This is a genomic window from Streptomyces sp. NPDC006326 (assembly GCF_040612915.1).
Lineage (GTDB): Bacteria > Actinomycetota > Actinomycetes > Streptomycetales > Streptomycetaceae > Streptomyces.
Map to the genome: position 1 here is coordinate 166,774 of NZ_JBEXRC010000004.1, position 24,088 is coordinate 190,861.

At 71.4% G+C, this 24,088-nt stretch carries 20 protein-coding genes and 2 pseudogenes; 14 read left to right on the top strand and 8 right to left on the bottom strand.

Going from position 1 to position 24,088, the window contains the following annotated elements; genetic code table 11:
* The first annotated feature begins 67 nt into the window (after nucleotides 1–67).
* Nucleotides 68–973 carry an MBL fold metallo-hydrolase gene (locus ABZ128_RS05125; RefSeq protein ID WP_356846117.1) on the top strand — a complete coding sequence of 302 codons (906 nt, stop codon included), beginning with the start codon at nucleotides 68–70 and terminating at the stop codon, nucleotides 971–973.
* Here ABZ128_RS05125 and ABZ128_RS05130 read toward each other — a convergent pair.
* Together ABZ128_RS05130 and ABZ128_RS05135 are read right to left on the bottom strand one after the other, a co-directional pair.
* Nucleotides 948–2,936 carry a GAF domain-containing protein gene (locus ABZ128_RS05130; protein WP_356846118.1) on the bottom strand — a complete coding sequence of 663 codons (1,989 nt, stop codon included), beginning with the start codon at nucleotides 2,934–2,936 and terminating at the stop codon, nucleotides 948–950. The two genes, ABZ128_RS05125 and ABZ128_RS05130, sit on opposite strands and share 26 nt — an antisense overlap.
* Before the next feature lie 32 nt (nucleotides 2,937–2,968).
* The gene (locus tag ABZ128_RS05135; protein WP_356846193.1) at nucleotides 2,969–4,336 is read right to left on the bottom strand and encodes an MFS transporter; all 1,368 of its coding nucleotides are present in this window, start codon (nucleotides 4,334–4,336) and stop codon (nucleotides 2,969–2,971) included.
* A 377-nt stretch (nucleotides 4,337–4,713) separates the two neighbouring features.
* Between ABZ128_RS05135 and ABZ128_RS05140 the strand changes: the two genes are divergently transcribed.
* The 3 genes from ABZ128_RS05140 to ABZ128_RS05150 all read left to right on the top strand — a co-directional run bounded on the left by ABZ128_RS05140 (nucleotide 4,714) and on the right by ABZ128_RS05150 (nucleotide 8,199).
* The gene (locus ABZ128_RS05140) at nucleotides 4,714–5,727 is read left to right on the top strand and encodes an SPFH domain-containing protein (protein WP_356846119.1); all 1,014 of its coding nucleotides are present in this window, start codon (nucleotides 4,714–4,716) and stop codon (nucleotides 5,725–5,727) included.
* Nucleotides 5,724–6,620 (top strand): hypothetical protein, encoded by an 897-nt coding sequence (locus ABZ128_RS05145; RefSeq protein ID WP_356846120.1) that lies wholly within the window; start codon nucleotides 5,724–5,726, stop codon nucleotides 6,618–6,620. Before ABZ128_RS05140 ends, ABZ128_RS05145 begins: the two co-directional genes overlap by 4 nt.
* A 160-nt stretch (nucleotides 6,621–6,780) precedes the next feature.
* A complete protein-coding gene (locus tag ABZ128_RS05150) occupies nucleotides 6,781–8,199 on the top strand; it encodes a cellulase family glycosylhydrolase (RefSeq protein WP_356846121.1) in 1,419 nt (472 codons plus the stop codon).
* Between the two features lie 13 nt (nucleotides 8,200–8,212).
* Here the strand turns inward: ABZ128_RS05150 and ABZ128_RS05155 are convergent, their stop codons facing one another.
* Both ABZ128_RS05155 and ABZ128_RS05160 read right to left on the bottom strand, forming a co-directional pair.
* Nucleotides 8,213–9,031, bottom strand: a complete 819-nt coding sequence (locus ABZ128_RS05155; RefSeq protein ID WP_356846122.1) for an SGNH/GDSL hydrolase family protein — start codon at nucleotides 9,029–9,031, stop codon at nucleotides 8,213–8,215.
* A 5-nt stretch (nucleotides 9,032–9,036) separates the two neighbouring features.
* The gene (locus tag ABZ128_RS05160; protein WP_356846123.1) at nucleotides 9,037–9,501 is read right to left on the bottom strand and encodes a hypothetical protein; all 465 of its coding nucleotides are present in this window, start codon (nucleotides 9,499–9,501) and stop codon (nucleotides 9,037–9,039) included.
* Here ABZ128_RS05160 and ABZ128_RS05165 point away from each other — a divergent pair.
* The 4 genes from ABZ128_RS05165 to ABZ128_RS05180 all read left to right on the top strand — a co-directional run bounded on the left by ABZ128_RS05165 (nucleotide 9,457) and on the right by ABZ128_RS05180 (nucleotide 11,750).
* On the top strand, nucleotides 9,457–9,816 hold the full coding sequence (locus tag ABZ128_RS05165) for a hypothetical protein (RefSeq protein WP_356846124.1): 360 nt from the start codon (nucleotides 9,457–9,459) through the stop codon (nucleotides 9,814–9,816). The genes ABZ128_RS05160 and ABZ128_RS05165 overlap by 45 nt on opposite strands.
* 231 nt (nucleotides 9,817–10,047) lie before the next feature.
* Nucleotides 10,048–10,797 carry an NADP-dependent oxidoreductase gene (locus tag ABZ128_RS05170; RefSeq protein ID WP_356846125.1) on the top strand — a complete coding sequence of 250 codons (750 nt, stop codon included), beginning with the start codon at nucleotides 10,048–10,050 and terminating at the stop codon, nucleotides 10,795–10,797.
* Nucleotides 10,752–10,982 carry a zinc-binding dehydrogenase gene (locus tag ABZ128_RS05175; RefSeq protein ID WP_356846126.1) on the top strand — a complete coding sequence of 77 codons (231 nt, stop codon included), beginning with the start codon at nucleotides 10,752–10,754 and terminating at the stop codon, nucleotides 10,980–10,982. Before ABZ128_RS05170 ends, ABZ128_RS05175 begins: the two co-directional genes overlap by 46 nt.
* Nucleotides 10,983–11,144: 162 nt before the next feature.
* Nucleotides 11,145–11,750 (top strand): GPP34 family phosphoprotein, encoded by a 606-nt coding sequence (locus ABZ128_RS05180; RefSeq protein WP_356846127.1) that lies wholly within the window; start codon nucleotides 11,145–11,147, stop codon nucleotides 11,748–11,750.
* Between the two features lie 340 nt (nucleotides 11,751–12,090).
* Here ABZ128_RS05180 and ABZ128_RS05185 read toward each other — a convergent pair whose 3' ends face one another.
* From ABZ128_RS05185 to ABZ128_RS05195, 3 genes and pseudogenes are all read right to left on the bottom strand, one after another.
* Nucleotides 12,091–12,270 carry a hypothetical protein gene (locus tag ABZ128_RS05185; protein WP_356846195.1) on the bottom strand — a complete coding sequence of 60 codons (180 nt, stop codon included), beginning with the start codon at nucleotides 12,268–12,270 and terminating at the stop codon, nucleotides 12,091–12,093.
* Nucleotides 12,271–12,368: 98 nt separating this feature from the next.
* Nucleotides 12,369–12,467 (bottom strand): annotated as a pseudogene (locus ABZ128_RS05190) (NADP-dependent oxidoreductase); the annotation flags it as partial.
* On the bottom strand, nucleotides 12,439–12,774 hold the full coding sequence (locus ABZ128_RS05195) for a nitroreductase/quinone reductase family protein (protein ID WP_356846128.1): 336 nt from the start codon (nucleotides 12,772–12,774) through the stop codon (nucleotides 12,439–12,441). The gene ABZ128_RS05195 and the pseudogene ABZ128_RS05190, both read right to left, overlap by 29 nt.
* Nucleotides 12,775–13,138: 364 nt before the next feature.
* Between ABZ128_RS05195 and ABZ128_RS05200 the strand changes: the two genes are divergently transcribed.
* Nucleotides 13,139–14,971 carry a glycoside hydrolase family 15 protein gene (locus ABZ128_RS05200; RefSeq protein ID WP_356846129.1) on the top strand — a complete coding sequence of 611 codons (1,833 nt, stop codon included), beginning with the start codon at nucleotides 13,139–13,141 and terminating at the stop codon, nucleotides 14,969–14,971.
* Here the strand turns inward: ABZ128_RS05200 and ABZ128_RS05205 are convergent.
* On the bottom strand, nucleotides 14,860–15,648 hold the full coding sequence (locus tag ABZ128_RS05205; RefSeq protein WP_356846130.1) for a hypothetical protein: 789 nt from the start codon (nucleotides 15,646–15,648) through the stop codon (nucleotides 14,860–14,862). The two genes, ABZ128_RS05200 and ABZ128_RS05205, sit on opposite strands and share 112 nt — an antisense overlap.
* Nucleotides 15,649–15,656: 8 nt before the next feature.
* On the opposite strand from ABZ128_RS05205, the pseudogene ABZ128_RS05210 reads away from it, so the two are divergent.
* From ABZ128_RS05210 to ABZ128_RS05230, 5 genes and pseudogenes are all read left to right on the top strand, one after another.
* A pseudogene (locus ABZ128_RS05210) lies at nucleotides 15,657–16,415 on the top strand (bacterial transcriptional activator domain-containing protein); the annotation flags it as partial.
* A gap of 574 nt (nucleotides 16,416–16,989) precedes the next feature.
* Entirely contained in the window at nucleotides 16,990–19,107 is a 2,118-nt protein-coding gene (locus ABZ128_RS05215; RefSeq protein ID WP_356846196.1) for a hypothetical protein, read from the top strand.
* 352 nt (nucleotides 19,108–19,459) lie between these two features.
* Nucleotides 19,460–19,936 (top strand): cupin domain-containing protein, encoded by a 477-nt coding sequence (locus ABZ128_RS05220; protein ID WP_356846131.1) that lies wholly within the window; start codon nucleotides 19,460–19,462, stop codon nucleotides 19,934–19,936.
* Nucleotides 19,937–20,591: 655 nt separating this feature from the next.
* Complete coding sequence (locus ABZ128_RS05225; RefSeq protein ID WP_356846132.1) at nucleotides 20,592–21,854, top strand: NACHT domain-containing protein; 1,263 nt, start codon at nucleotides 20,592–20,594, stop codon at nucleotides 21,852–21,854.
* A gap of 13 nt (nucleotides 21,855–21,867) precedes the next feature.
* On the top strand, nucleotides 21,868–23,988 hold the full coding sequence (locus ABZ128_RS05230; RefSeq protein WP_356846133.1) for a hypothetical protein: 2,121 nt from the start codon (nucleotides 21,868–21,870) through the stop codon (nucleotides 23,986–23,988).
* Nucleotides 23,989–24,088: the final 100 nt, after the last annotated feature.

Here is a 24,088-nt window from a genome sequence, read left to right on the forward strand (position 1 = left end):
CGTCTCGCGTATTCCCCTGAGCCGCAGGCGCATTGAGCCGCTCAGCCGCCCCGCCTACGGTCGAGGCATGAACACGAACGAGAGCAGGCAGGGCATCGTGCTCGGCGAGGTGGAGATCAGCCGGGTCGTGGAGTGGCAGGGCGCGTTCGTCCCGGCGCGCACCCTCGTGCCGGACGCCCCGGCCGAGGTGTGGAAGGACAACGAGGCCTGGCTCGCGCCGGACCACTGGGAGCCGGGCGGTGACCGCGCGGTCCTCGCGCTCCAGACCTGGATCGTGCGCAGCGCCGGACGGACCATCCTGGTCGACACGGGGGTGGGCAACGGACGAGAGCGGCCCGGCTCGCCCTGGTTCCACCAGCGCCAGGGCGACTTCCTCGGCGATCTGGCCCGGGCCGGGGTTCAGCCGCAGGACGTCGACATCGTCGTCAACACCCATGTCCACGGCGATCACGTCGGATGGAACACCGTCGCCGCGGACGGGGACTGGGTCCCGGCCTTCCCCAACGCCCAGTACCTCATCCCGGCCGCGGACGACGCGTACTTCGGACCGGACAACGGCTACGGGAAGGGCCTGCGGGAGGACGACCGGCTGATCTACGAGGACAGCATCGCGCCCGTCCACCGGGCCGGGCAGGCCGTCCTGTGGGACGGGGTCCACCGCATTGACGAGCACCTCACCCTGGAGTCCGCGCCGGGACACACCCCCGGCTCCTCCGTCCTGCGGCTGCGGTCCGGCGGCGAGCGGGCGGTGTTCACCGGTGACCTGCTGCACAGCCCGGTGCAGATCCTCGAACCCGCCTGCAACAGCTGTTTCTGCCTGGACGCCGGGGGAGCCGCCGCCAGCCGCCGCAGGATCCTGGAACGCGCCAGCGACGAAGGTGAGTTGCTGATCCCGGCGCACTTCGCAGGGCCGGGTGCGGTGGAAGTCCGGCGCGCCGGGGGCGGATTCACCGCAGGACGGTGGATCCCCTAGCGTCGGGCGCAACCGGCCGGGTGCCTGTCACCCGCAGGACCCGCAGCGCCAACTGGATCTCCAGCGCCCCCGCCGGGCCGTTCCAGTCCGCCCCCAGGATCCGGCCGATCCGGTCCAGGCGCTGGACCACGGTGTTGACGTGCACGTGCAGAGCGTCCTTGGTCCTGGTCAGACTGGTCCCCTGGGCGAAGTACGCCTCCAGGGTGCGCACCAGCTCGGTGCCGCGCTGCGCGTCGTACTCCAGGACGGGCCCCAGCACCCTGTCGACGTACGCGCCCACGTCCGCCCCGTCGCCGAGGAGCAGGCCGAGGAACCCGAGGTCGCCCAGGCCGGCGCCGCAGCCGGTGTGGCCGAGCGCGTGCAGGGCTTCGAGGCAGCGCACGGCCTCGGCGTACGCGCCAGGCAGTTCCGCCGGGCCGGCGGCCGGGCCGGCGCAGCCGGCGGTCACCGGGCCGCCCACGGCCTGCCCCAGCTCCGCGGCGAGCGCCCGGGCCAGTACGCCGGGCGTCCCGGTGGGGGCGAGGAGCACGACGCGGCCCTGGTGCACCCCGGCGAGCCCGTTGCGCGTGTGCGCCCGGCGGGCGGTCTCCGTCGCCAGCCGCGACCGCAGGCCCGGATCGCAGTCCATGACCACGAGGGCGTGCGGGCGGGTGAGGTCGACGCCCAGCTTGCGCGCCCGCAGGAGCCGGCTGCCGGTGTCGCGGGCGCTGCCGGGCTGTTCGGGCGCCAGCAGGTCGCCGAGGAGTTCACCGCGTACCCGGTCCTCGGCGTGCGCGATGGAGCGGCGCAGCAGCAGCAGCAACGCCGTCACCAGCCCGGCCCGTTCGAAGAGCCGCCGCTCGCTGTCGGTGAGGTCGGCCCGGCCGGCGAGGGTCAGGCTGCCGAGGGGCTCCGGCCCGGCGAGTACCGCGCAGACCCACAGCCCGTCCACGCAGACCGCCTGCCCGTCCGCGCGCGAGGCGGCGAGGCCCCGGGGCGGTGGCGGCCCGGCCGGCTCGCGGGCGGAAGGCGACTGCGGGTCCGCGGGGACCCGGGCCAGTTCCGCGCCGTCGGCGTCGTGGACGGCCAGGGCGCCGCCGAGCAGGGCGGCGACCTCCCGCGCCACGTCGCCCACTTCGCCCCCGCGCAGGACGAGGCGGGTCAGCCGGTCGTGGGTCTCGGCGGCGAGCCGCATCGCCTCGCTCTGGGCGCGGGCGGTCTCGGTGGCGGCGCCCAGTTCGACCAGGGCGGCGCGGGTCTCCTCCAGCAGCCGGGCGCTGTCGATGGCGACGGCGGCGTGGTCGGCGAGCGAGGACAGCAGGGCGACCGCGTCGGGCGCGAAGTCCCGGACCGCCCGGTCGGCGGCGTACAGCACCCCGATCACCCGGGTGCCCACCCGCAGCGGCACCCCGAGGATGCCGCGCAGGCCCTCCTCGCGTACCCCGTGGTCGATGGCCGGGGTGTGCCGGAAGCGGTCGTCCGCCCGGTAGTCCGCGCTGGCGTACGGGCGGGCGGTCTGCGCGACCAGCCCGCCGAGCCCCTCGCCCATCCCGAGCCGCAGCTGCTGGAACGCGGCGGAGACGGAGCCGTCGGTGACGCGCATGAACGTGTCACCGGCGACCGGGTCGTTGAGGGTCAGGTAGGTGACGTCCGTGCCCAGCAGCATGCGGGCCCGGTGCACGATGGCCCGAAGTACGGCGTCGAGGTCCCGCAGCGCCGCGAGGTCGCCGGCCGTGTCGAACAGCGCGGTCAGCTCCGCCTCGCGCCGCCGGTGCTGGTCGAGCGTGCGGCGGACGTCCAGCGCCACCCGGGTCGCCTCTTCCACCAGGGCCTGCTCGGCCGGGCCCGCCCCGGCCGTACGGGCCTGCGCGGCGGGCCGGGTGAACTGCTCGACGGCCGCGCCGCTGCGCAGCAGTTCGAGCAGTTCCCGCAGGGCGTGCACCGCCGGCCCGGCTGCGGGGTCCTTCTCGGGCTCCGAGGTCATGGCGGCATTCTCCCGTGGCGGGCCCGGCCGGATCAGACGGGGTCCGGGGTGGTCTCCGCGGGCAGCCGGCCCGTACGGCCGGGCGCGGAGGCGGTCGGCCCCGTACCGGCCAGGTCGCGGCCGCGGGTCTCCCGGGCGAGGAGGACGGTGAGGGTGGTGACCAGGGCGGCAGCGCACAGGTACAGGGACACCGGGACGGAGGAGTCGTAGTCCTTCAACAGCTCGACGGCGATGACGGGCGCCGGCGCCCCGGCGAAGACCGAGGCGAGCTGTGAGCCCATCGAGGCTCCGGAGTAACGGACTCCGGTGTCGAACATCTCGGAGATGAAGGCGGCCTGCGGCCCGTACATCGCACCGTGCAGCAGCAGACCGGCGGTGACGGCCGCGGTGATGACGGGGAACGACTCCGAGTCGACCAGCGCGAAGAACCCGAAGGCCCACAGGGCCATGCCGACCGAGCCGATCAGCGTCACCGGGCGACGGCCGATCCGGTCCGAGAGCGCACCCCAGGCCGGGATGGCGAGGAAGTGGACCGCCGAGCCGATCAGCACGGCGTTCAGGGCGGTGCTCTTGGGCAGGCCCAGGTGGGTGGTGACGTAGACGAGGAGGAAGGAGGTGAGGACGTAGTACGAGATGTTCTCGCCGAACCGGGTCCCCATGGCGGTCAGCACCTGCAGCCGGCTCCTGCGCAGCACCTGCACGACGGGCGCCTTCTCCCGTACCCCGCGGGCCGCCTCGGCGCGGGCCCTGGCCTGCGCGGCGAGGAAGACGGGGGACTCCGACACGGAGAGCCGGATCCACAGGCCGACGACCACCAGCACCCCCGACAGCAGGAACGGGATCCGCCAGCCCCACGCCAGGAACGCGGCGTCCGACTGCACGGCGGCGAGCACCGCGAGCACGCCGGTGGCCAGCAGGTTCCCGCCGGGAGCCCCCGACTGCGGCCACGAGGCCCAGAATCCGCGGTGCCGGTCACCCCCGTGCTCGGACACGATGAGCACGGCCCCGCCCCACTCGCCGCCGAGCGCGAAGCCCTGCACGAGCCGCAGCAGGGTGAGCAGGACGGGCGCGCCGACACCCACGGCGGCGTAGGTGGGCAGCAACCCCATGGCGAAGGTCGCCCCGCCCATCATGAGGAGACTGACCACGAGCAGCTTCTTGCGCCCGACCTTGTCCCCGAAGTGCCCGAACACCACCCCGCCCAGCGGCCGGGCGAGGAACCCGATGGCGTACGTGATGAACGCGATGAGGGTACCGGTCAGCGGATCGGTGGTCGGAAAGAACAGCTTGTTGAACACCAGCGCCGCGGCGGTGCCGTAGAGGAAGAAGTCGTACCACTCGATGGTGGTCCCGATGAGGCTGGCGGCGACGATGCGCTTGATGCTGCCGGGGGAGGCCATGAACACCACTTCCAGGGGGTCTGCGGGGACGATCGGTGTCGCCACAACGTAGAAGTCCCCGGGCCGGCCACATATGTGGCGGGCCATCACAATCAGGCCGTACCCTGTGTGCCCCGCCACCACACTGCCGGCGAACGCGGTCTTCCCGGCTCCCACGGGCGACGGCCACAGGACCTGCCCCCAATTCCCTCGGCGTGGCGAGATATCCCAGCGCACCCCGGATTCCTCGCATGACGCGGTTCTCTGCCGACTCCGTGATCGCGACATCCCCGGGCTCCGATGGCGCGGTGGCACCTGGGCCTCGTCTTTTCGTCCTCTTGACGATATGTGAGCCGGTCGCTTATCGTCATGATGACGAATTCAAGGGGGTTCCCACCATGGCCGACATCACCCGTCGCTTCGGCTGGCGTCACCTGCGCTCCGCGCCCACCACCCACATCCGCCACCACAAGCGCGGCCGCCTCGTCCACGACGGCCGTGGGCTCAGCTTCTGGTACCGGTCGCTGTCGGCAGCGCTGTCCGAAGTGCCCGTCGACGACCGGGAGCTGGCCATGGCGTTCCACGCCCGTACGGCCGACTTCCAGGACGTCACCGTGCAGGCCACCGTCACCTACCGGATCAGCGACCCGGCCGCGGCGGCGGACCGGCTCGATTTCTCCGTGGACCCGGACAGCGGCAGCTGGCGCGGCGCGCCCCTGGAGCAGATCTCCACCCTCCTCACCGAGACCGCGCAGCAGCACACGCTGGACGTGCTGGCCCGGACCCCGCTGGCCGTGGCCCTGGTGGACGGCGTCGCCTCCGTACGACAGAGCGTCGCCGCCGGTCTCGCCGCCGAGCCCCGGCTCCCGGACACCGGCATCGACGTGGTGGCCGTACGCGTCGTCGCGATCCGGCCCGAGGCCGAGGTGGAGCGCGCCCTGCGCACACCGGCCCGCGAGCAGATCCAGCAGGAGGCGGACCGGGCCACCTACGAACGGCGGGCCGTCGCCGTCGAGCGGGAGCGTGCGATCGCCGAGAACGAGCTGGCCAGTCAGATCGAACTGGCCCGGCGCGAGGAGCAGCTGATCGAGCAGCGGGGCGTCAACTCCCGTCGCGAGGCGGAGGAGAAGGCGGCGGCCGACAGCGTACGGACCGAGGCCGAGGCGGCGCGCAAGGTCCGTTTGGCCCGGGCGGACGCCGCAGCGGTGCGCGAGACCGGGTCGGCACGGGCCGAGGCCCAGGCTTCCTGGCTGCAGGTGCACGACGAGGCCGGCGCGGGCACGCTGTACGCCCTGGCGGCGACCCGGCTGGCGGAGAACCTGCCGCGCGTCGAGAGCATCACGCTCACTCCGGACGTCCTCACCGGCCTCCTTGGCAGGCTCGGGCGCCCGGACACCGGGGCGGACACGTGAGCCTGGCACCTCGGGCGGTGCTCGTGCACCGCAGGACCGAGTACGAGGAGCTGGTCGACCGGCACGGGACGCACGGGCAGGCGGCGTTCTTCCTCTCCAGCCGGGGCCGCTCGATCGACGACGTGGTCGGCCGCCACAACCGGACCCGGCAGGCGCTGCGCGAGGTGGCGGCAGCGGTGCCGCTCACCTGGCGCCGCTCCCAGGTGGAACGGGCGGACCTGGACCGCTTTCTGTTCGCGCCGGAGGACGTGGTGGTCGTGGTCGGGCAGGACGGCCTGGTCGCCAACACCGCGAAGTACCTCGCCGGACAGCCCGTGGTCGGCATCGACACCGACCCGGGACGCAACCCCGGAGTCCTGGTCCGTCACCGCTGCACCGACACGGCTGCCCTCCTGCGCGCCGCAGTCGGCGGGGGGCCGACGGAAGACCTGACCATGGTCGAGGCCGTCGCCGACGACACCCAGCGCCTCCTCGCGCTGAACGAGATCTACCTGGGCTCGCCCGGCCACCAGACGGCCCGCTACCGCCTGGGCCGCGACGGCGAAGAAGGTCCGGGCGAGGCCCAGGCGTCCTCCGGGGTACTCGTCGGCACCGGCACCGGCGCCACCGGCTGGCTGCGCTCCCTGTGGCTGGAACGCGGCAGCACGACGCAGCTGCCCGCACCGTCGGACCGCCGACTCCTGTGGTTCGTCCGCGAAGCCTGGCCGTCGCCCGCGACCGGAACCTCGATGGTCGGCGGCCATCTGGACCAGCGGGAGGGGCTGTGGCTGACGGTCGAGTCGGACCGGATCGTGGTCTTCGGCGACGGCATGGAGGCGGATGCCCTGCAGCTGACCTGGGGTCAGAGCGTACGACTGGGCATCGCGGCGACAGCGCTGCGCCTGCTGGCGTGAGCACCCCGCCCGGCCGGCCTCGTGGCAGGGAGGGTCCGCGCAGCAGCACATCCCCTCAACAACTCCGGGGAAATGATGGGAACTTGCCTGACTGGTCAGTAACATCCGACCGACACGTGACACATCGTCAGAGACGCTACCCCCCGAAAGGGTCTCCTGCATGCGCCGGACCTCCCGCTTCGCCCCCGTCGCCCTCGGCGTGGCAGCCCTCCTGCTCGGCGTCCTCCCCGCGCAGGCCCAGGCCCACCCCGACCGCGTCCCCGACCGCGTCACCATTGGGGACCGCACTTTCACCACCGACGGCCAGGGCCGCGCGCTGCAATGGCGCGGCTTCAACCTCGCCGACAAGAGCAGCCGGGGCGCCGACGCGTTCGCCGACATCCACGAGAGCGACCTGAAGGACATGGCCGCCCGGGGGTTCAACCTCGCGCGCCTGGCGTTCTTCTGGGACGACCTCGAACCGACGCCCGGACACTACGACCGCGGTTACCTCGCCAAGATGCGCCGCATCCTCGACTGGGCCGATCGCTACCACGTCAAGGTCGTACTCGACGCCCACCAGGACGTATACGGACCGCACTTCGGCTCCCGCGGGGTGCCCGCCTGGGCCACGCGCGACGAGGGCCTGCCGTTCCGGCCGATTCCCGAGGACTGGTTCTCCGAGTACTTCGAGCCGTCCGTACAGGCCGCCTTCGACCACCTGTACAAGGACACCGACCTCCGCACCGCGCACGCCCGCATGTGGACGACGGTCGCCTCCGCCCTGGGCGGGCACCCCGCGCTGCTCGGCTACGACCTGATGAACGAGCCGTTCGCGCGGTTCCTCGAGGGCGAAGACCTCCCTGCCGCCGCGGCCCGCTTCGAGGCCGGCGAGCTCACCGAGATGTGGAACCGCCTCGTGCGGGCGGTCCGTCTCGTCGACCAGAAGTCGTGGGTGTTCGTCGAACCCACCGTCATCGTCGGTCTCGGCGTCCCCACCCGGATGGGGCCCATCGACGACCCGCACGCCGGGTACGCGCCGCACTTCTACGAGACCGCGATGGAGACCGGCGGTGACTACGACCCCGATGGCACCTTCATCCCGGCCTACGAGGCCGCGATCAGCGACTATCCGACCCGGCACCGCATGCCGGTGCTCGTCGGCGAGTGGGGCGGCAACCCGTACGTTCCGCACGCGAGCCGGTTCGTCACCGACATGACGGCCTCCCTGGACCGCTTCTCCAGCGGCTGGACGTGGTGGCAGTGGTGCCGGGGCGGCGGCTACTGCTTCCTCGACCAGACGGGCGCGGTGAAGCCCAACGCCCGGCTGCTCGTCCAGCCCTACGCGCGGGCCGTCGCGGGAGACCCGCTCGGCTTCGAGTACGACCCCGCCGCGCGCACCTACACCCTCACCTTCCGCACCCGCGACAACGCCGCCGGACCCACCGAGATCACCGTGCCGAAGGACACCTACCCGAACGGCTACCGCGTCACGGTCCAGGGCCGCAACGCCAAGTGGGACGGCCACGGCCAGACCGTCAACGTGAGCACCCACGGGAGGAGCGGAACCACGTACCAGGTCACGATCAGCCCGAGGTAGCCCACCGGCGCGGTCACGGCGGGCCCGGTTCCGTCGCGAGCGCGTCCAGCACCGCCGCCGCGACGTGGTGGTGACCGGCCGGGGTGAGGTGGACGCCGTCCTCCTCCCAGTGGCCGTGCGCGGCGGCCCGGGTGTCGATCGTGACCTCGGGCTCGGCGAGCAGGAGTTCCGCGACGGCGTCGAGGTCCGCCCCGGCCCAGCCGAGACCGGCCCGCCGGAAGTGGACGTACTCCGCGACCCGCCCGGGATCGACGCCGGTCGGGGTGAGCCAGACCCACCGGGCCCCGGTCCGCCGGACCGTCAGGTCGCGCAGGTCCCGCAGGGTGCGGCGGGTCTCGGCGGCGGAGATCAGCGGGACCCCGTCCAGCCGCTGGACGTCGTTCGACCCCAGCATGCACAGCACCCAGTCGGGCCGCTGGAACGCGAGTGCCGGGAGGTTCGCCAGGGCCTGGGTCGTCGTACTGCCTGTCACGGCCGGGTTCGTGCAGCGCACGCCGTCCGGAAGCAGGTGCCGCAGGATCTCGAACCAGGACAGCCGGTCGGCCGTGGTGCTCTCCCCCACGGCCACGACGTGCTCGCCCGGCCGGAACGGCAGGCCGGCCAGGCGTGCCGCCGCTCCCGGTTCGGCCGCGAGTGCGGCGGCGGCCGCCCGGTTCCGCGCCTCGAAGCGGTCCAGGAGCGCCCGGTAGCCGGCCGGGTCGAGCCCGAACAGGGCTCCGAGCGCGGCCTCGTCGGGCGCGGGGCCGAGATGGCGCAGGACCTTCTCGGGCTGGTGGAAGCGGAGCATGCGTTCCGCCGGGTCGTGCGCGGCGGCAGTGGTGGCACTCGTCATGGCGGTCAGCCCTCCGTACGGACGCGGCGGCGCGGCAGCAGGAACCCGGCCGCGATCAGCCACAGGAGGCCGGCGAACCGGGCGACCGGCAGCAGCAGGGCGGCCCCGTCGGCCAGCAGGACCAGCGTGGACAGTTCGGCGACCGCCGCGACGGCCAGTCCCGCCACGGCGAGGGCGCGCGGGAGCAAGCCGGCGAGCAGCCCCGGTACGGCGATCCCGGCGACCAGCAGCCCCAGCAGGACGACGTGGCCGGGGCCGCCGAGCCCGAAGGCCCGGTACTGCAGGGCCCGGACGACGTCGCCGTGCCCCGCGACCTCGGGCCGGGACAGCACCCAGGTGACCAGTCCGGAGCAGGCGAGGAAGGCCGAGGCGAGGACGCCTCCGGCGAGCGCGATGGTGGCGCCGGGGGCGCGTACGCCGAGCTTGTGCAGCCGCGCCGAGACGGTCGCGGCGTAGATCGCGAGCGGCACCGATGCCGCGAACTGCAGGGCTCCGGACAGGCGTACCGCGTCGGTGTCGTCGCACTGATCGACGGCCTGGAGGGCAAGGACCTCGTCGAACGGCGGCGCAGCGCCGAGGACCGCCGCAACTACGAGCTCCACCTCACGGCGGAGGGCAGACGCACCCTCGGCGCGGTCTCCCGCGCAGCCGCGGCCCACGAGGACGCCCTGCTCGCCGCCCTCGACCCGGAGCAGCGCACGCACCTGCTCGGCCTGCTCGAGCGCGTCGCGGCCGAACAGGAACTGACCCCCGGAGTCCACCCCGGCTACCGCACCCGCGGCTGAAGTCCGGCCTGCATCGGCCGGGGCAGGGGTGGAGAACTGCGCCGAACGTGTCGCGCGCGGCGGCAGTGCGGACAGCCTCGACCCGCGAGCGGGCCCGGTGCCGTAGAAACGGACGGCGTGCCGTCTTCAGGCCCACGGTCCTGAGGCGTCGGCAGACAGTGACCGCCTCTGCCCGTGCCGTGCGGCGCCGTCGGTACGGCTCCGGTACGGCCCCAGCTCAGGGAACCGCCCGTGAAAGCCCTCGTCGCCACCGACTACCAACCGCTCGACCGCCTGACCATCGCCGAGCTGCCGAAGCCGGCCGCGGGACCGGACGAGGTCGTGGTCAAGGTCGAAGCGGCTGCACTGAACCCGCTCGATCTCATGCTGGTCACAGGGGCGGCGAAGGACCTCTTTCCGGCCGAGCACCCGCTGATCGTCGGGATGGACGTCGCCGGAACCGTGGTGGAGGCCGGGGCCGGCGTCAGCGGGTACGCGCCCGGCGACCGGGTGCTCGGGTTCGTCGGACAGGCGGGTTCCGTGGCGGAGTACACCGTGGCCACGCCGGGTCCGCGGCTGGCCCATCGGCCGCAGAAGCTGGACGCCGTCCACGCGGCGGCCATTCCCGAGTCCGGCATGACCGCGGTGTGCCTGCTGCGGGCGGTCGGGCTGACCGAGGGTGAGAGCGTGCTGGTGATCGGTGCCACCGGCGGAATCGGTCTGTACGCCGTACAGCTCGCGCACGCGCTCGGAGCCCGCGTGATCGCCACGGCCACCGCCCAGGACGCGGACTACATCCGCGAGCTCGGTGCCGCGGACACCGTCGACTACCGGCAGTCCGACGTGGTCGAAGAGACGCTGAAGCTGGTGCCGGACGGAGTCGACGTGGTCGTCGACCTGGTCAACCGCGGTGAGGGGCTGGCGCCGGCGCCCGGGCGGCCAGGTCCGGTGGCAGGGTGGTGTCCCCGCTGTTCGGCCCGGACGACCTGGGCCGCGGCGTGACCCCGGTCTACATCGGCTCGTTCGTCCCGGAACCGGGAGATCTGGAGGATCTCGCGAACCGGGCCGCGGACGGCGGTCTGCGCGTCGAGATCGGTGCCCGCTACGCGTTCGGCGATGCGGTGCAGGCGGTGGCCGACTTCGCCGGCAAGCACATCCGGGGCAAGGTCGTCATCACCGTCCCCTGAGGTCGAGAGCTGCCGTACGGTCACCCTCGGGACCTCGGCCGGCCGCGCCTGCGGCCGGACGGCCGATCAGCCCAGGGGCGACACTTGCCCCGCACCTGCATCGACCCGCACCGTCGCCGACAGCGACGGGAAGCTGTTCGGCCGACCACGAGGGAGCCCTTCATGACCACGGCGCAAGACCTGTTCATCGTCGCCCTGGAGGCTCCGCCCGAGCGCCCTGTGGGACAGGGTGACCTGTCCCTGGCCCTGGCCGGTGCCGAACTGATCGATCTCATCGCGGCGGAAGCCGTCACCCTGGACGACGACCTCATCCTCCCCGGCCCGCAGCCTGCGCTGGACGACCAACTGCTCGGGGCGGCAGCGTCGGCGCTCGGGCGACAGGAGCCGTACGAGCGCGTCGACGACTGGCTGTGGCGCAGGGGCCGCGACCTGTCCGCGGCCTATCAGAGGGTGTTCGAGGAGGACGGCCTGCTGTCCCCGGCGCGGCGCGGATACCTGCCGTTCGGGGCCGGGCACCTGGAACTCGTCGACTCACCGGCCCGGCAGCGGGCGCGCAGGCGCTGGGAGGAGGACGAACCCGTCCTCCGGGCCCTGGCCGTGGCCGTCGGCATCCGCGGCGGACCCTCCGAGGACGCTCCCGGCCCGGACGGCGAGGCGGTGACCACCGTGCTGGCCGCCGTCAACGATGCCGTGCTGGAACTGGAGGCTGTGCGCCAGCGGCGGTCCATCGAGAACGCGGCCTTCGCCAACGTCTGGCGGGCCCCCTGAGTTCTGCCCCCGAGCGGCGGAGTCAACGGCGTGGTTCGGCGAAGCCGTAGTCCGAGGCGCGCCGCCAGACCTCGACCGGCGACAGGACGGCGTCGAACTTCAGGGTTCCGGCAGGCCTGGGCGATCAGGGTGCGCCGGTTGGCGATGACGGGGGCTGCGAGGCCGACGGCCTTCCAGGGCCAGGTCTTCCTTCTCGGCTGCGTGGGTGCGCAGCACCCCAGTACCCCCGCGGGCATGGCGCCGAAGCGGTCCGAGGTGCGACCGGTCGCCTGGCGTTGGCATGGACCGGCCAGGGTCGGAGGACGATCTTGCCGTGGGTGTGACGGCGTTCGAGCTCGGTCTACGCCTCGCGGACCTGATCCAGCGGGTACACCCTTGCGATGGGGACCTGGAGGAGCCCGTCGGGGACGGCGTGCACCGCTCGCCACGCGGTTGAGCCGACCACGTACAGGCTGCCGGCGACCTCCCAGGACACGTTCTCCGGCTTGTGGGTGAGGTCGCCGACCTCGACCAGGACCACCTCGGCCTGGGACGCCCTCTTGTTGCTGAACCCGAGTACTCGTCGCCCGGTGAGAATCCGTCGACTCGGGAGCCGACTTCCTCGATGACCCCGGCGAGGTCGCTGCCCTGCCCGGAAGGGAACGTCGACGGGAACATCTGCGTCCGTGCCCCTGTGCGGATGACCGCCTCACTCGGGTTGATGCCTGCCGCTCTCACGCGGCACGAGCACCTGCCCGTCCCCGGGTGCGGGGCGTTCCATCTCCTCGACCCGCAGCACGTCGGTCAGGTTGCGGTACCAGTCCGGATTGGCGGGTGCTCCGCCCTTGGTCGCGAAGACGTAGATCACGTCCGGCTCCGTGTCGTGGGGGAGGTACATCGTGGGGCTGACGTACTCCCGTCCGCTCTTGCGGCCGACGTGGTGCAGGAGGACCAGTGGAGCGCCCTCGAAGACTCCGCCGACCTTTCCCTCGTTCGCCCGGAACTCCGCGATGTTCTTCGCGTTCCAGTCGAGCGCCTCGGTCATGTCGAACTCCTGTCGTTCGCGTCCTCGGTCGGTGTGCCCGGGGGCTGCACCGGTGAGGTGTGTTTCGCGGGTGCTTCCACGGTTCGCACCAAGGGTTACCGCGTGGCAGGTGAGGAGGCGTCGTCGGAATGAGGTGATTCGTAGGTCGGTACCGAGAGGGTCTGTGAGTCCGGGGCGGCGAGCGTGTCCGCGGTCGTTGCCAGGAGGAGCTCCAGGCCGGTGGATTGCCCGGACCGGAATCAGCTATTCGAACAAGTGTTTGAGGTGGTGCTTCGAGTCTCCGTCATGAGATTCGGGGCGAACTACCATTAAGGGGGCTTTTTGAGCCCGCACCTGCCCGTGGCCCAATGGTAGGGAGGCCGGCATGGAGTTCGGGAACGGATCCGGGGGAGTGGACGGCTCGCGCTGTCTGCCGATCTCCGAGCATGGTCTGATCGGTGATCTCCGGACCGCCGCGCTCGTGGGGACGAACGGCACGATCGACTGGTACTGCTGCCCTCGTTTCGACGCACCGAGCGTGTTCGCGTCGATCCTCGACGCCGACCGGGGCGGGTCGTGGGAGCTGGCCGCCGACGTGCCGGCACGGACGCGGCAGTTCTACTTCCCCGACACCAATGTGCTGATCACGCGGTTCTACGCCGCCGACGGGGTGGCGGAGATCCAGGACTTCATGCCGGTCTTCGACGAATCCCGCGAGGCATCCCGGCACCGGCTGATCCGGCGGGTGATCTGCGTCCGGGGCACCCTGCCGTTCCGGGCCCGGGTCGCGCCCCGCTTCGGCTACGGCGCCGAAACGCACACCGTACGCGTGCAGGCCCACGAAGCAGTCTTTGAGTCCTCTTCCCTGTCGGTGGCGCTGTCCTCCACCGCTCCGCTGGAAGCCGACGGCAAGGACGTCACGTCGCACTTCAAACTCCTCGAAGGCGAGTCCGCGGTGTTCGCCTTCGACCGGATCACCGATGACGTCCGCCCGCAGGCATGTCCGCGCGCCGAGGCCGAGGCGCAGTTCGAGGCGACGGTCCGGTTCTGGAGCCGCTGGCTGAGCCGCTCGCGCTACCGCGGCCGCTGGCGGGAGATGGTCAACCGGTCCGCGCTGACGCTGAAGCTCCTCACCTACGTGCCGACGGGTGCGATCGTCGCCGCCCCGACGACGAGCCTGCCCGAACGGGTCGGCGGTGAGCGCAACTGGGACTACCGGTACGTGTGGGTCCGCGACGCCGCCTTCTGCGTCTACGCGATGCTCCGCCTGGGCTTCACCTCGGAGGCAGAGGCATTCATGGGCTTCCTGTCCGAGCGGTGCATCGAGCCGCGAGCCGGCCCCGCCGGTCCGCTGCAGATCATGTACGGCATCGACGGCCGGAAGGACCTGCCCGAATCCGAGCTGCTCCACCTCGAAGGGCACCTGGGCTCCACCCCGGTGCGGGTGGGGAACGCCGCCACCGGTCAGCTCCAACTGGACATCTACGGCGCGATGATCGACTCCGTCTACCTGTACGACAAGTGGGGCAAGCCCATCAGCAGCGACCACTGGGACGAGGTCGGCGCCGTGGTCGACTGGCTCTGCGAGAACTGGGAGCAGCCCGACGAGGGCGTCTGGGAGACCCGGGGCGGCCGGAGGCACTTCGTCTACTCGCGGCTGATGTGCTGGGTGGCGATCGAACGGGCGATCCGCATGGCCAACCGGCGCGGCCTGCCCGCCGATCTCGCCCGCTGGCAGCAGAGCCGGGACGCGATCTACCGGCAGATCATGAGCCAGGGCTGGTCGGCCGAACGCGGTGCGTTCGTCCAGGGGCTGGGCAGTGACGTGCTCGATGCCTCGGTGCTGATGATGCCGATGGCCAAGTTCATCGCGCCCACCGACCCCAAGTGGCTCTCCACCCTCGACGCGCTGACCGCGGACCTGGTCTCCGACTCGCTGGTCTACCGCTACGACCCGCAGGCCAGCCCCGACGGCCTGCACGGATCGGAGGGCACGTTCTCGATCTGCTCCTTCTGGTACGTCGAGGCGCTCACCCGCGCCGGACGCCTGGAGGAAGCCCGGCTGGCCTTCGAGAAGATGCTCACCTACGCCAACCACGTGGGCCTCTACGCCGAGGAGATCGGCCGGAGCGGAGAGCAACTCGGCAACTTCCCCCAGGCGTTCACCCACCTCTCGCTGATCAGTGCCGCCTTCAACCTCGACCGCGCCCTCGGCTGAGCACACGACGGGAAGGTCGCCGTCGAGCGACGCAGCCGGGCGCGCCATGCGCGGCTGTGGGGCTGGCGTGCGAACAGCATGCGCCAGTGGTCCTCGGCTCCTTGGGGCCCGGTCATGATCTCGTCAGAGCATGCGGCGTGGCCGCGGACGACGATCTGCGGGGCGGAGTCGAGTCCGCTGCCCGTCGGGTCGGAGAAGAGCAGCGCGACCCGGCCGTCCCTGCGGATGTTGAACGCCTTCTGCGCGAACGCGAGGGGCTGCGTACCTCCGTGGAGAGGGGCGCGCAGGGCCCGGCAGGCGGCGGCGTACTGGCGCCGGCCGAAGGCCCGCCACAGCAGGCGGCCGATCAGGGGCGCCTTGTCCAGGAAGTAGGCACGCTCCTGCGGGTCGGCGTCTTCGAGGAGCGACCCCAGGGCCGGCATGAGTTTGTCCTTGGGGACGGTCTCCAGTCCGCGGCGGCCCGCCGCGTCCCACTCGGCGACCGACAAGTAATGCTCCACCAGGGGCAGGACCAGCCGTTCCTCGTCGTCAAGATGCTCCAGGAGCGCGGCGCGGTGCTCTTCCAGGGCCCTTGCCAGTTCCTTCGCGGCCGTCCGGTCGGCGGTCCGCTGCCAGCCGGGCGCTTGGGCGGTGACCTCGGTCAGGCTCCGGTCGATGCGGGCGTGCTGCTCCTCCACGCACGACGATGTCCGTGCCGGCGGCGACGGCGTCGGCACGCTCGCGCAAGAGCGGCCAGATCGTCTCGTCCTCGACCGTGTGGTGGTGGTGCAAGCCGGTGACGTACTCGGTCAGGTGTGCGCCGACTTGGCGGGTGCGCGCAGTCCTCCCCTTGGGAGCCCCACGGCAGCGTGCCGTGCTGGCCCGGCTGCTGGTCGCCCGCGGCAGCCGTGGTCTCGGTCGACCGGCTCGCCGAGGACCTGTGGCGCGGCACCCCGCCCGCCAAGGCCCTCGTCTCCCTGCACACCTATGTGTCCAACCTGCGCCGACTGCTGGAACCGGAGCGACCGCCCCGCGCCCCCGCGCGCCTGCTTGTCACCTCCGTGTGCCGGGGTACGCCCTTCGGCTGCCGGGTGAAGCGGTGGACGCCTGGCACTTCGAGGCTCGGCTGGAGCAGGCCCGGAAGGCTCCGGCACCACAGGCGCGGGAACTGCTGGCCGACGCATTGGCCTGCTGGCGGGGGCCGGCATTCCAGAAAAACGCCGATGAGGAGTGGGCGGCGCCGGAAGTGGCCCGGCTGACCGAGCTGTTGGCGGACGCCCGTGAGCTCGCTGCCGCAGCCGACCTGCGTACCGGGTCCCCCACCGAGGCGGCACGGGCGGCCGCCGACCTGGTGGCGGGGCAGCCGCTGCGGGAGGAAGGGTGGCGGTTGCTCGCGCTCGCCCAGTGGGCGTGCGGGCGGCAGGCGGACGCATTGACCACGCTACGTCGGGCCAGGTCCGTCATGCGGGAGGAATTGGGCTGCGATCCCACCCCCGTGTTGCGCAGCGTGGAGCGGGCCATCCTGGAGCAGCGTCTGGACGTCCTGCGGGCCGAGACGTCAACGGCCCCCGGAACGTCCGTCCCGTCCTCCACGTCCCGTGCGGTCGCCATGAACAGTGCCCCTGCCGGCGGAGCGCAGGCGCCGACGCCCGGCGCCGACGCGGGGAGGCTGTTCCTCGGCCGGGAGGAGGAGCTGCGCACCGCCGAGGCCGCCGCGGACGCCGCACCGGCGAGGCCGGCGCCGGTAAATCGGCCTTCCTCAGCCGGCTCGCCGACCGGTTGGCGAGCGACGGCTGGACGGTGGTGGTGGGGCGCTGCCCCGCATACGAAGGGGCGCCGCCCGCCTGGGCCTGGGTCGAGGTGCTGGGCGCGCTCGCCCGCCGGGCCGAGCCCGCGACCCCGGCCGAGCTGGCCGTCCTGCTGCACGAGCCGGCGCAGCGCCCGTCGCCACCCGCGACGAAGCCACGGCCGGCCGCTTCCGCATACACCGGGCGTTCACCGCCTGGCTGTCCGCCGCGGCTGCCGAGCGGCCGCTCGCCGTGCTGCTGGAGGACCTTCACCGGGCCGACGCGGAGACGCTGGCGCTTCTGGAGGCAGCGGGCGCGGTCGCGGGCGTTCCCCTCCTCACCGTCGCCTGCTACAGGCCTTCCGAGGTGGGCGATCGGCTGGCGAAGACGCTCGCCCAGCTCGCCCCGCGCCCGCCGCACCGGATCGCGCTGGGCGGGCTACCGTCTGACGCCGTGGCCACCGTCGTCACGGGTATGCGTACCACTGTGGCCCCGGCCACCCTGGACGCGATCGCCGCACGTACCGGAGGCAACCCGTTCTACGTGTGGGAGAGCGCACGGCTCTTGGACGGTGAAGGCGAACTCGTCGCCCTGTCGGAGGTCCCCCAAGGTGTCCGGGACGTCCTGCGTCGCCGGCTGGCGCTCCTGCCCGATGCCGCGCTCGCCACCATGCGCCTGGTGTCCGTCATGGGCACGGAGGCCGATGCGGCCCTGCTGGTGGAGGCGGCCGACGCGGACGAGGAGACGGTCCTGGCAGGACTCGATGCCGCGCTCGCGGCCGACCTTCTCACCGAACCGGGTCCGGGCAGGGTCGGTTTCGTGCACGCCCTGGTACGGGACACGGTCTCCACCGATCTGACCGGCGTGCGCCGGGCCCGGCTGCACGATCGCGTCGCCGCGGTCCTGCGCCGCCACCGCCCCGACGACCTGGCGGCGCTGGCCCACCACTTCGCCCGCTCCGGCCGGGCCGCCAACGCCCCGCTGGCTGTGGACTACGCCCTGCGAGCGGCCGAGCTGGCCGAGCAGAGGTACGCGCACGACGCGGCCGTCGGACTGCTCGCGCAGGCCATCGACGTGCACACGGCGGCCGCCGCCGACCCGCACGCGGCACCGGACGCGACCGTCAGCCTGCTGGTGCGCCTGCTCGGCGCCCAGATCCGGGCCGGCGCCACCGACGCGGCCCGGCACACCCGGCAGCGGGCCGTGGAACTGGCGGTGCGGGCCCGCCGCGACGACCTGGTCGCCGCCGTCTACGGAGCCTGGACCGAGCCCTCCCCCTGGCGCAGCCGGCTGGAAGGACTCTTCGACCGGACGGCGCTCGCCCGGCTGGAGCGGCCGGCCGGGGACCGCTCGCTGGACGAGGAGACCCGGGCCAGGGTGCTCCAGGTGTTGGCGGACGCGGTGGCAGGCGAGGACACCACGCGCGCCCGGGCCGCGGCCGACGCGCAGCTGGCGCTGGCCCGTACCTCCGGAGAGCCGAAACTGTTGGCCGCCGCCCTGATGACCTCCGCCAGACTGCTTCCCCACGAACACCACCACGAGGACCGGGACCCCCTCGTCGCCCGGCTGCGGCTCCTGGCCTCCGAGCACGACCTGCCCGCGTACCGGTGGGTCTGCGAGCACCTCGATGCCATGACGGCCGCCGGCCGCAACGACCCGGCGGGCGTCGACCGGCACACCAGCGAGGGACTGCACCTCGCCGACCGGTACGAGATGCTGTGGGCGCGCGGCATCAACGCCACCACCCAGGCCATGCTCGCCGCGATCGCGGGGCGGTTCACCGAGGCGGAGGAACGCTACGCCCAAGCCGACGAGCCGTTCCGCCGGGTGGGGGCGCACCACGCGAACGGGCCGCGCACGTGGGGCCTGTGCACGATCCGGTTCACCCGGGGGCGGACGGCGGACATCGAGCGAAGTGTCCGGGAGGTGCACGAGGCGGTCGGCGCGCCGGTGTCCGTGGCGCACGCCCTCCTTCTGGCCCGTCAGGGGCGGCTGGACGAGGCACGCGGAATCTCCTTCCCCACCGCGCCGGTGACAGACCATTTGTACGGAATCGAACTGGACTACCGGAGTGAACTGGCGCTCCTGTGCAGCGACTTGGACACCGCCGGCCTGCTGGTCCGGCATCTGCTCCCGCTCCGGAACCAGTTCGGGGGCGCGGCAGGCGCCGCCTACGCCTCCCGGCCGCTGGCCCACCCGCTGGGAGACCTGTACCGCCTGCTCGGTGAGGAGACGGCGGCCGCCGAGGCATACGCCCGCGCCGAGCGTGTCGCGCTGGCGTGGCACTCGCCGCACCATGCGGCAGCCGCCCGCCGCGCCGCCGCGGAACTGACGACATCGCTCGGGCGCCACCGCTCCTTCGCGCTCTAGGTGTGCGTCTGTTGGAGCTTGGTTACATCCGGGGCCGGGTCTTCTGCTTGAGGCGTTCACAGGGTGTCCGGCCGCCGACAGGCTCCCGCTCCACTTCGACGCCGAGCCGCCGTGCGTGCACGAGGTGATGACCGGGGTGGACCTGCCCGCCCGGACCGTCGACTCCTGCCCGGCCCTCGCCCGGCTGTGCGGCTAGGGCGCGGCTCCGCCCCCCCGCGTCCTGGGGCCCGCTGACCGCCCGGCGCGAGTGTCACTGGCGTCGGGCCATAACACCGCGGTGAGTCTGAAAGGGTTGGCCCGGCGCAAAACCTGCGCCCGAACGCGTACTACCTCCACCGACCGGGAGAGAAGCATGACCATCAAGGACATCGGGCCCGAACCTCAGAGTTTCGACCTCGAGCAGGCCACGCTGGAGAACACCGACTACCGCTCGGTCGCTTGGTCCGGGAAGTACCTCCAGCTGACCCTCATGTCGATCCCGGTGGGGGAGGACATCGGCCTGGAGGCACATCCAGGGACCGACCAGTTCCTCCGCCTCGACGCGGGCCGCGGCCGCGTTCAGATGGGCAGCGCGAAGGACCGCCTCGACTTCGACCAGGAGGTCGAAGACGGCTGGGCGGTCTTCGTGCCCGCCGGCACGTGGCACAACATCACCAACACCGGCGACGAGCCCATGCAGCTCTACGCCGTCTATGCCCCGGTCCACCACGCCCCGGGCAAGATCCAAGCAACCTTCGCCGACGCGGAAAGTGACGAGGACTCGGGCAACGACGAACCCCCGACCTGGTCGGTCCAGCCCACCCACCACGCCGCGGACAAGCACGCCTGACCACCAGCCGGGGGGTCCAGGAAAACAACCAGCCCCAGGTCGCTGACCTGGGGCTTTGTATGGAGCTGATGCCGGATCCGTACCGACTTCCGGCACACGATGCCACGGCGCATACGACGGTCTTGTACTCACGCCCACCGGGCGGGGCAGTAGCCCTCCCCAGGAATCACCGGACGAGAATTTGCGGTGCTGGTTCTGTGCTGACCTCCGCGGCTCATTGAGGGGAACCTCCCAGGTCATAGCCTCGACCGGATGAGTCGTACCACTCGACGGTGGTCCCGACGAGACTGGCGGCCACGACTCCCTTGATGTTCCCGGGGCGGGCTGACGGTGTGGCACAGGCGGCCATGAGTACCGCTTCCGGACGGAGGTGGGGACGTTTCCGTGTCGCCGCACCATAGGAACGCCCAGGTCAGCGGCACATGTGGCCCGTCACCCCACTTGCCGCCGGACACATGTGGAACCCGCCCATGTCTCCGGTCAGGTCACCTCGCGGAACCGACGGCAGTGTCTCCGGTTGCGCGGCAGGCCTGACCGTGTGCCTGCTGGAAGGGGAGGAGTCCGAACGGCACCGCATCCGGCAGGCCCGGGCAGGAGGCCGGAGCGAGGTACCGGGACTCCGGGAGGGATTGACGGACATTGGCGGAGATGCGTCGTGAGCTGGCTGCTCGGCACCGGCTTCCTGCTCGGCACCATGGTCGGCACGGACCTCGTCCAACGGCTCGCGCACCACCCACCAGACGTGCCGAATCCGCCGAACACTTTCCTTGGAACCCTGATGAATCAAGTCATCCGGCATCCCGAAGGACGGTTCCGGCCGCCACCCGAGCCCCTCCCGATCCGAGGGAAGCGCCTCTTTTCCCGGATGTGGGCCTACTTTCTCCGGACGTCACGGGTCTGGCGAGTCCGGAGGGAAACGCACCGCCGTGTTGCCGCCAGTGGTAGATGGCGGGGAAAGTGGTGGGCGCGACGGACGCCCGGGACCTATGTCAAGGTCTTTTCCTGGACAGGAACCATAATCTTTCTGGCGTGGCTCGGTATGGCCGTCTCTGTCATTGCCGAGGGCAGGCGTGGACGCGTCGAGCACCTATGCCATAACACGACTCAGTCCTGTAGCGCCGTCATCAGCTTCGTCACTCCCTTCCTCGCCCTTGCCCTCAGTACGACCGTCTTCCTGGTGGTGCGGCGCTGGAAGACCATCCGGCCGATCACTCGTATCGCCAAGACCAATCCGCGGCACTTGGTGCCGACTGCCGGGACGATAGTCGACGAGGTCGTCGGCCGGGACGAGCTCTGCTCGGTGCTGGCCCAGGCTTTGCGTGACCGCCGCCGCCGCCGACCGTACATACTCGTCGGCGGGGTCGGCAGCGGAAAGACGGCGGTGCTCGTACAACTGACGCAGATGCTGGCGGAGCAAGGAGCCGTCCCCATCCCGGTTCACCTTCGACGGGCCGACCTCGACGGCCACGATCTGAACCTCAGCGAGCTGGCCAAGAGGCGCTTCTGCGAAGAAGTGGACCCCGGAGTGATATCTCGGGCACAGGCGGAGCGGATGTGGCGGCAGATCCGCATGGAGGACAAAGCCGTGGTCGTCGCGGACGGGCTGGAGGAAGCCTTCTGTGACGACGACAAGGAACCGAACCGTGACAGCGTCATACGTCGGGCCATTCGATTGGCCGAAAGGCAGAGACTGCCGCTGGTCATCGCCTCGCGGCCGCATGCCGCGCTCGAGAGCACCAAAGCGGCCGTCATCGATCTCGAGCCGCTCAGCGAGGAGGCCGCACTCACCTATCTGGCGCACCAGGACCCAGGAGTGGACGGTCGACGACTCGACTGGATCGTCGAGACGGCCGCGGTCGCGGAGTCGCCGCTGTATCTATCTCCGCGCCGAGTTCGACATCTCCCCGAAGCAGCGTGAGAAAACCGTCTCCGTGATCTCGGCGCTGGCTTGCGTGGGCCTGTTCAATGACCGACTGGAGGTCAGGTTCGACGAATTGATCGGATGGTCCGGAGAGGGCAAGGGTGGCGCTAAGGAGCCGGTGATCCCCTATCCGGCCATCCTGGGTGAACTGAGGGAACGTGTCACAGATTTGCCCAATGATGAGGAGGAGGCTTGCTGGCGCACCGCACTGTCACGCTTTGGTGCGTGCGGTGAACAACTTGGTCTGGTCGAGGCCTACAGCCACAAGGTCAGATTTCCTCACAGCATCCTGCAGTCCTATCTGGCATCCGGTTTCCTGCAAGCTGTCCAGGAAAACTCCGTCGAGACCCTTGCGAAGGCGCTGGAAGATCCCGGACGTGAACTTCTCATCGCCTTGATCATGCGATCGCGCCGCGAACCCGCCGCGCAAGCGGACACTGTCCGTCTGCTGCTCGACGCGGCTGAACGACGGAGGGACGACAAGGCGATCGACCTCTACGCCGCAGTGCTGGAGATCGACACCGGAGAACTCGGCGATTCGGCACATCCGGACATCGCCAAGAGGATCAGGGAACGATGGTGCGAACTCACGGAGGGCGACCCCAGGACACTCGACGAAGCCAAGTTGAGGCTCGTGCACCGATTCGGTGAGGCGGCCCGCCGGCTTGATCGTGCGCTGAAGGAGGAAGAAAGCCACGGGAATTGGGAGAAGCCTGCCTACGGCGATTTCATGCGGATCAGTTGGATCGAGCAAAGTTATCCTGTCCGGCTGGCCATCGCCCAGGAGATCGGCGCGGGCAGTGACCATGCGTTCGACGCGCTGCGGGAGCTCTTTCCCTGGCCTGAGAAGAAGAACGTTCCGGATACCGACAAGTACGATCCCTGGGAGCAGTACAAGCTGGCCATGGCCGAGCTTGAGTACGAGGAAGGCGCGCAACGCGAGAAGAAGATTGGGCTCCCCGGTGTGTCCGACCTGCAGGAGGCGTACAAGAACAGGACTGCGGTCGAGATCTGGCGGGAGTTCGTCACGAGGGCATGGCTGGTCCCCATGGTCGTGGGTTCCGTGGGCAGCGACCGGCGGAGCCAGGCCCAAGAGCGGATGAAGCTCTGGCTGCAGCACCTCCTTGCCAACCCTGCGACAGGGCGGGCGGATCTTCCGATCTCCTTGGAAATCGCGCTCGCGCAGGGCTTCAAGAACGCGGCGAATCGCAGAAGGCGGCACCCCGCCACCTCCAATGAGGCCCGGGAGTTCCTGATCGAGCGGGCGGAGTTCATGCTCGCCCGCGCGCGTTACTGGTACTCCCAGCTCACCTTGATCCATGCGTTGTGCCTGTGGGAGCTGCCTGATGGCACCGACGTTGAACCGGACGGAACAATGCGCGGCAGCCGGGCTGGCACCGACCCGGTACGGGCGGTGGAACGCTGGCTGGGCATAGCCGGCAGTGAGCAGGCTCCCGGCGACCGGCCCGCTGACGAGCTGGCGGCCGAAGGAGGAAAGCGGCTTCATCCCTTCGTCGCCGAGGCGGGAGACCTCGCGGCCCTTGCCCTGGAGACCCGGCACCCGGAGCGGTTCATCTGGATCGACGAGAAAGGCACCTCGGCCAACATCGGATCGAGCACGGCCGATCCGGAGGTCCATCGAAGGCACAACCTCTGGATCCCGCCCTCCGTGGGGTGGAGCACCCTGCACCCGCGGGCGCAGCAGCTCCTCGCCGACGTCATGCTCCTGCTCAACCTCACCGAGGGCGACGGACTCAAGGCGGACGACGCAAGGCTGCACCGTACGAACCGCACGGTGCTTCCGCCGTGCCTGACGATGGACCGTGGTGTGCTCCAACCCGAGCGCACGGTGGGCATGCCGGGGACGGCCGAGCCCGGGACGGGCTGCCTGCGCAACTGCAAGTTCGAGCTGTGCCCGTACCCTCCGAGGGGAGGACGGCCCGGCTCCGAATTCCGGGAGCCCTTCTGCAGGCAGCAGCAGGCGCTGCTCGGTAAGGTCACCTTGAGGCGCAGACAGGCAAGCTGGCAGGGCATGACGGTACATGAGCTCAAGGCGTTCTGGAGGGCGATGGCGGAGCGAACCCGCACCCCGTCGACGGCTCCGCAAGCGCGTCCAAAGCGCCCACGCTGACCCGCCGCCGGCCCCGAGGGCAAGAAGAAGCGAGTCGTACAGATCCTCAACGACGTCTACCGGGTCCAGTGTGCCGAAAGTACCCGCTCGGCAGCACCCT

Coding starts and splice junctions, on each gene's coding strand:
- ABZ128_RS05220 (WP_356846131.1), top strand. CDS start 19,460: ATGACCATCAAGGACATCGGGCCCGAACCTCAGAGTTTCGACCTCGAG.
- ABZ128_RS05195 (WP_356846128.1), bottom strand. CDS start 12,774: ATGACCGAGGCGCTCGACTGGAACGCGAAGAACATCGCGGAGTTCCGG.
- ABZ128_RS05135 (WP_356846193.1), bottom strand. CDS start 4,336: ATGGCCTCCCCCGGCAGCATCAAGCGCATCGTCGCCGCCAGCCTCATC.
- ABZ128_RS05180 (WP_356846127.1), top strand. CDS start 11,145: ATGACCACGGCGCAAGACCTGTTCATCGTCGCCCTGGAGGCTCCGCCC.
- ABZ128_RS05130 (WP_356846118.1), bottom strand. CDS start 2,936: ATGACCTCGGAGCCCGAGAAGGACCCCGCAGCCGGGCCGGCGGTGCAC.
- ABZ128_RS05125 (WP_356846117.1), top strand. CDS start 68: ATGAACACGAACGAGAGCAGGCAGGGCATCGTGCTCGGCGAGGTGGAG.
- ABZ128_RS05200 (WP_356846129.1), top strand. CDS start 13,139: ATGGAGTTCGGGAACGGATCCGGGGGAGTGGACGGCTCGCGCTGTCTG.
- ABZ128_RS05150 (WP_356846121.1), top strand. CDS start 6,781: ATGCGCCGGACCTCCCGCTTCGCCCCCGTCGCCCTCGGCGTGGCAGCC.
- ABZ128_RS05155 (WP_356846122.1), bottom strand. CDS start 9,031: ATGACGAGTGCCACCACTGCCGCCGCGCACGACCCGGCGGAACGCATG.
- ABZ128_RS05140 (WP_356846119.1), top strand. CDS start 4,714: ATGGCCGACATCACCCGTCGCTTCGGCTGGCGTCACCTGCGCTCCGCG.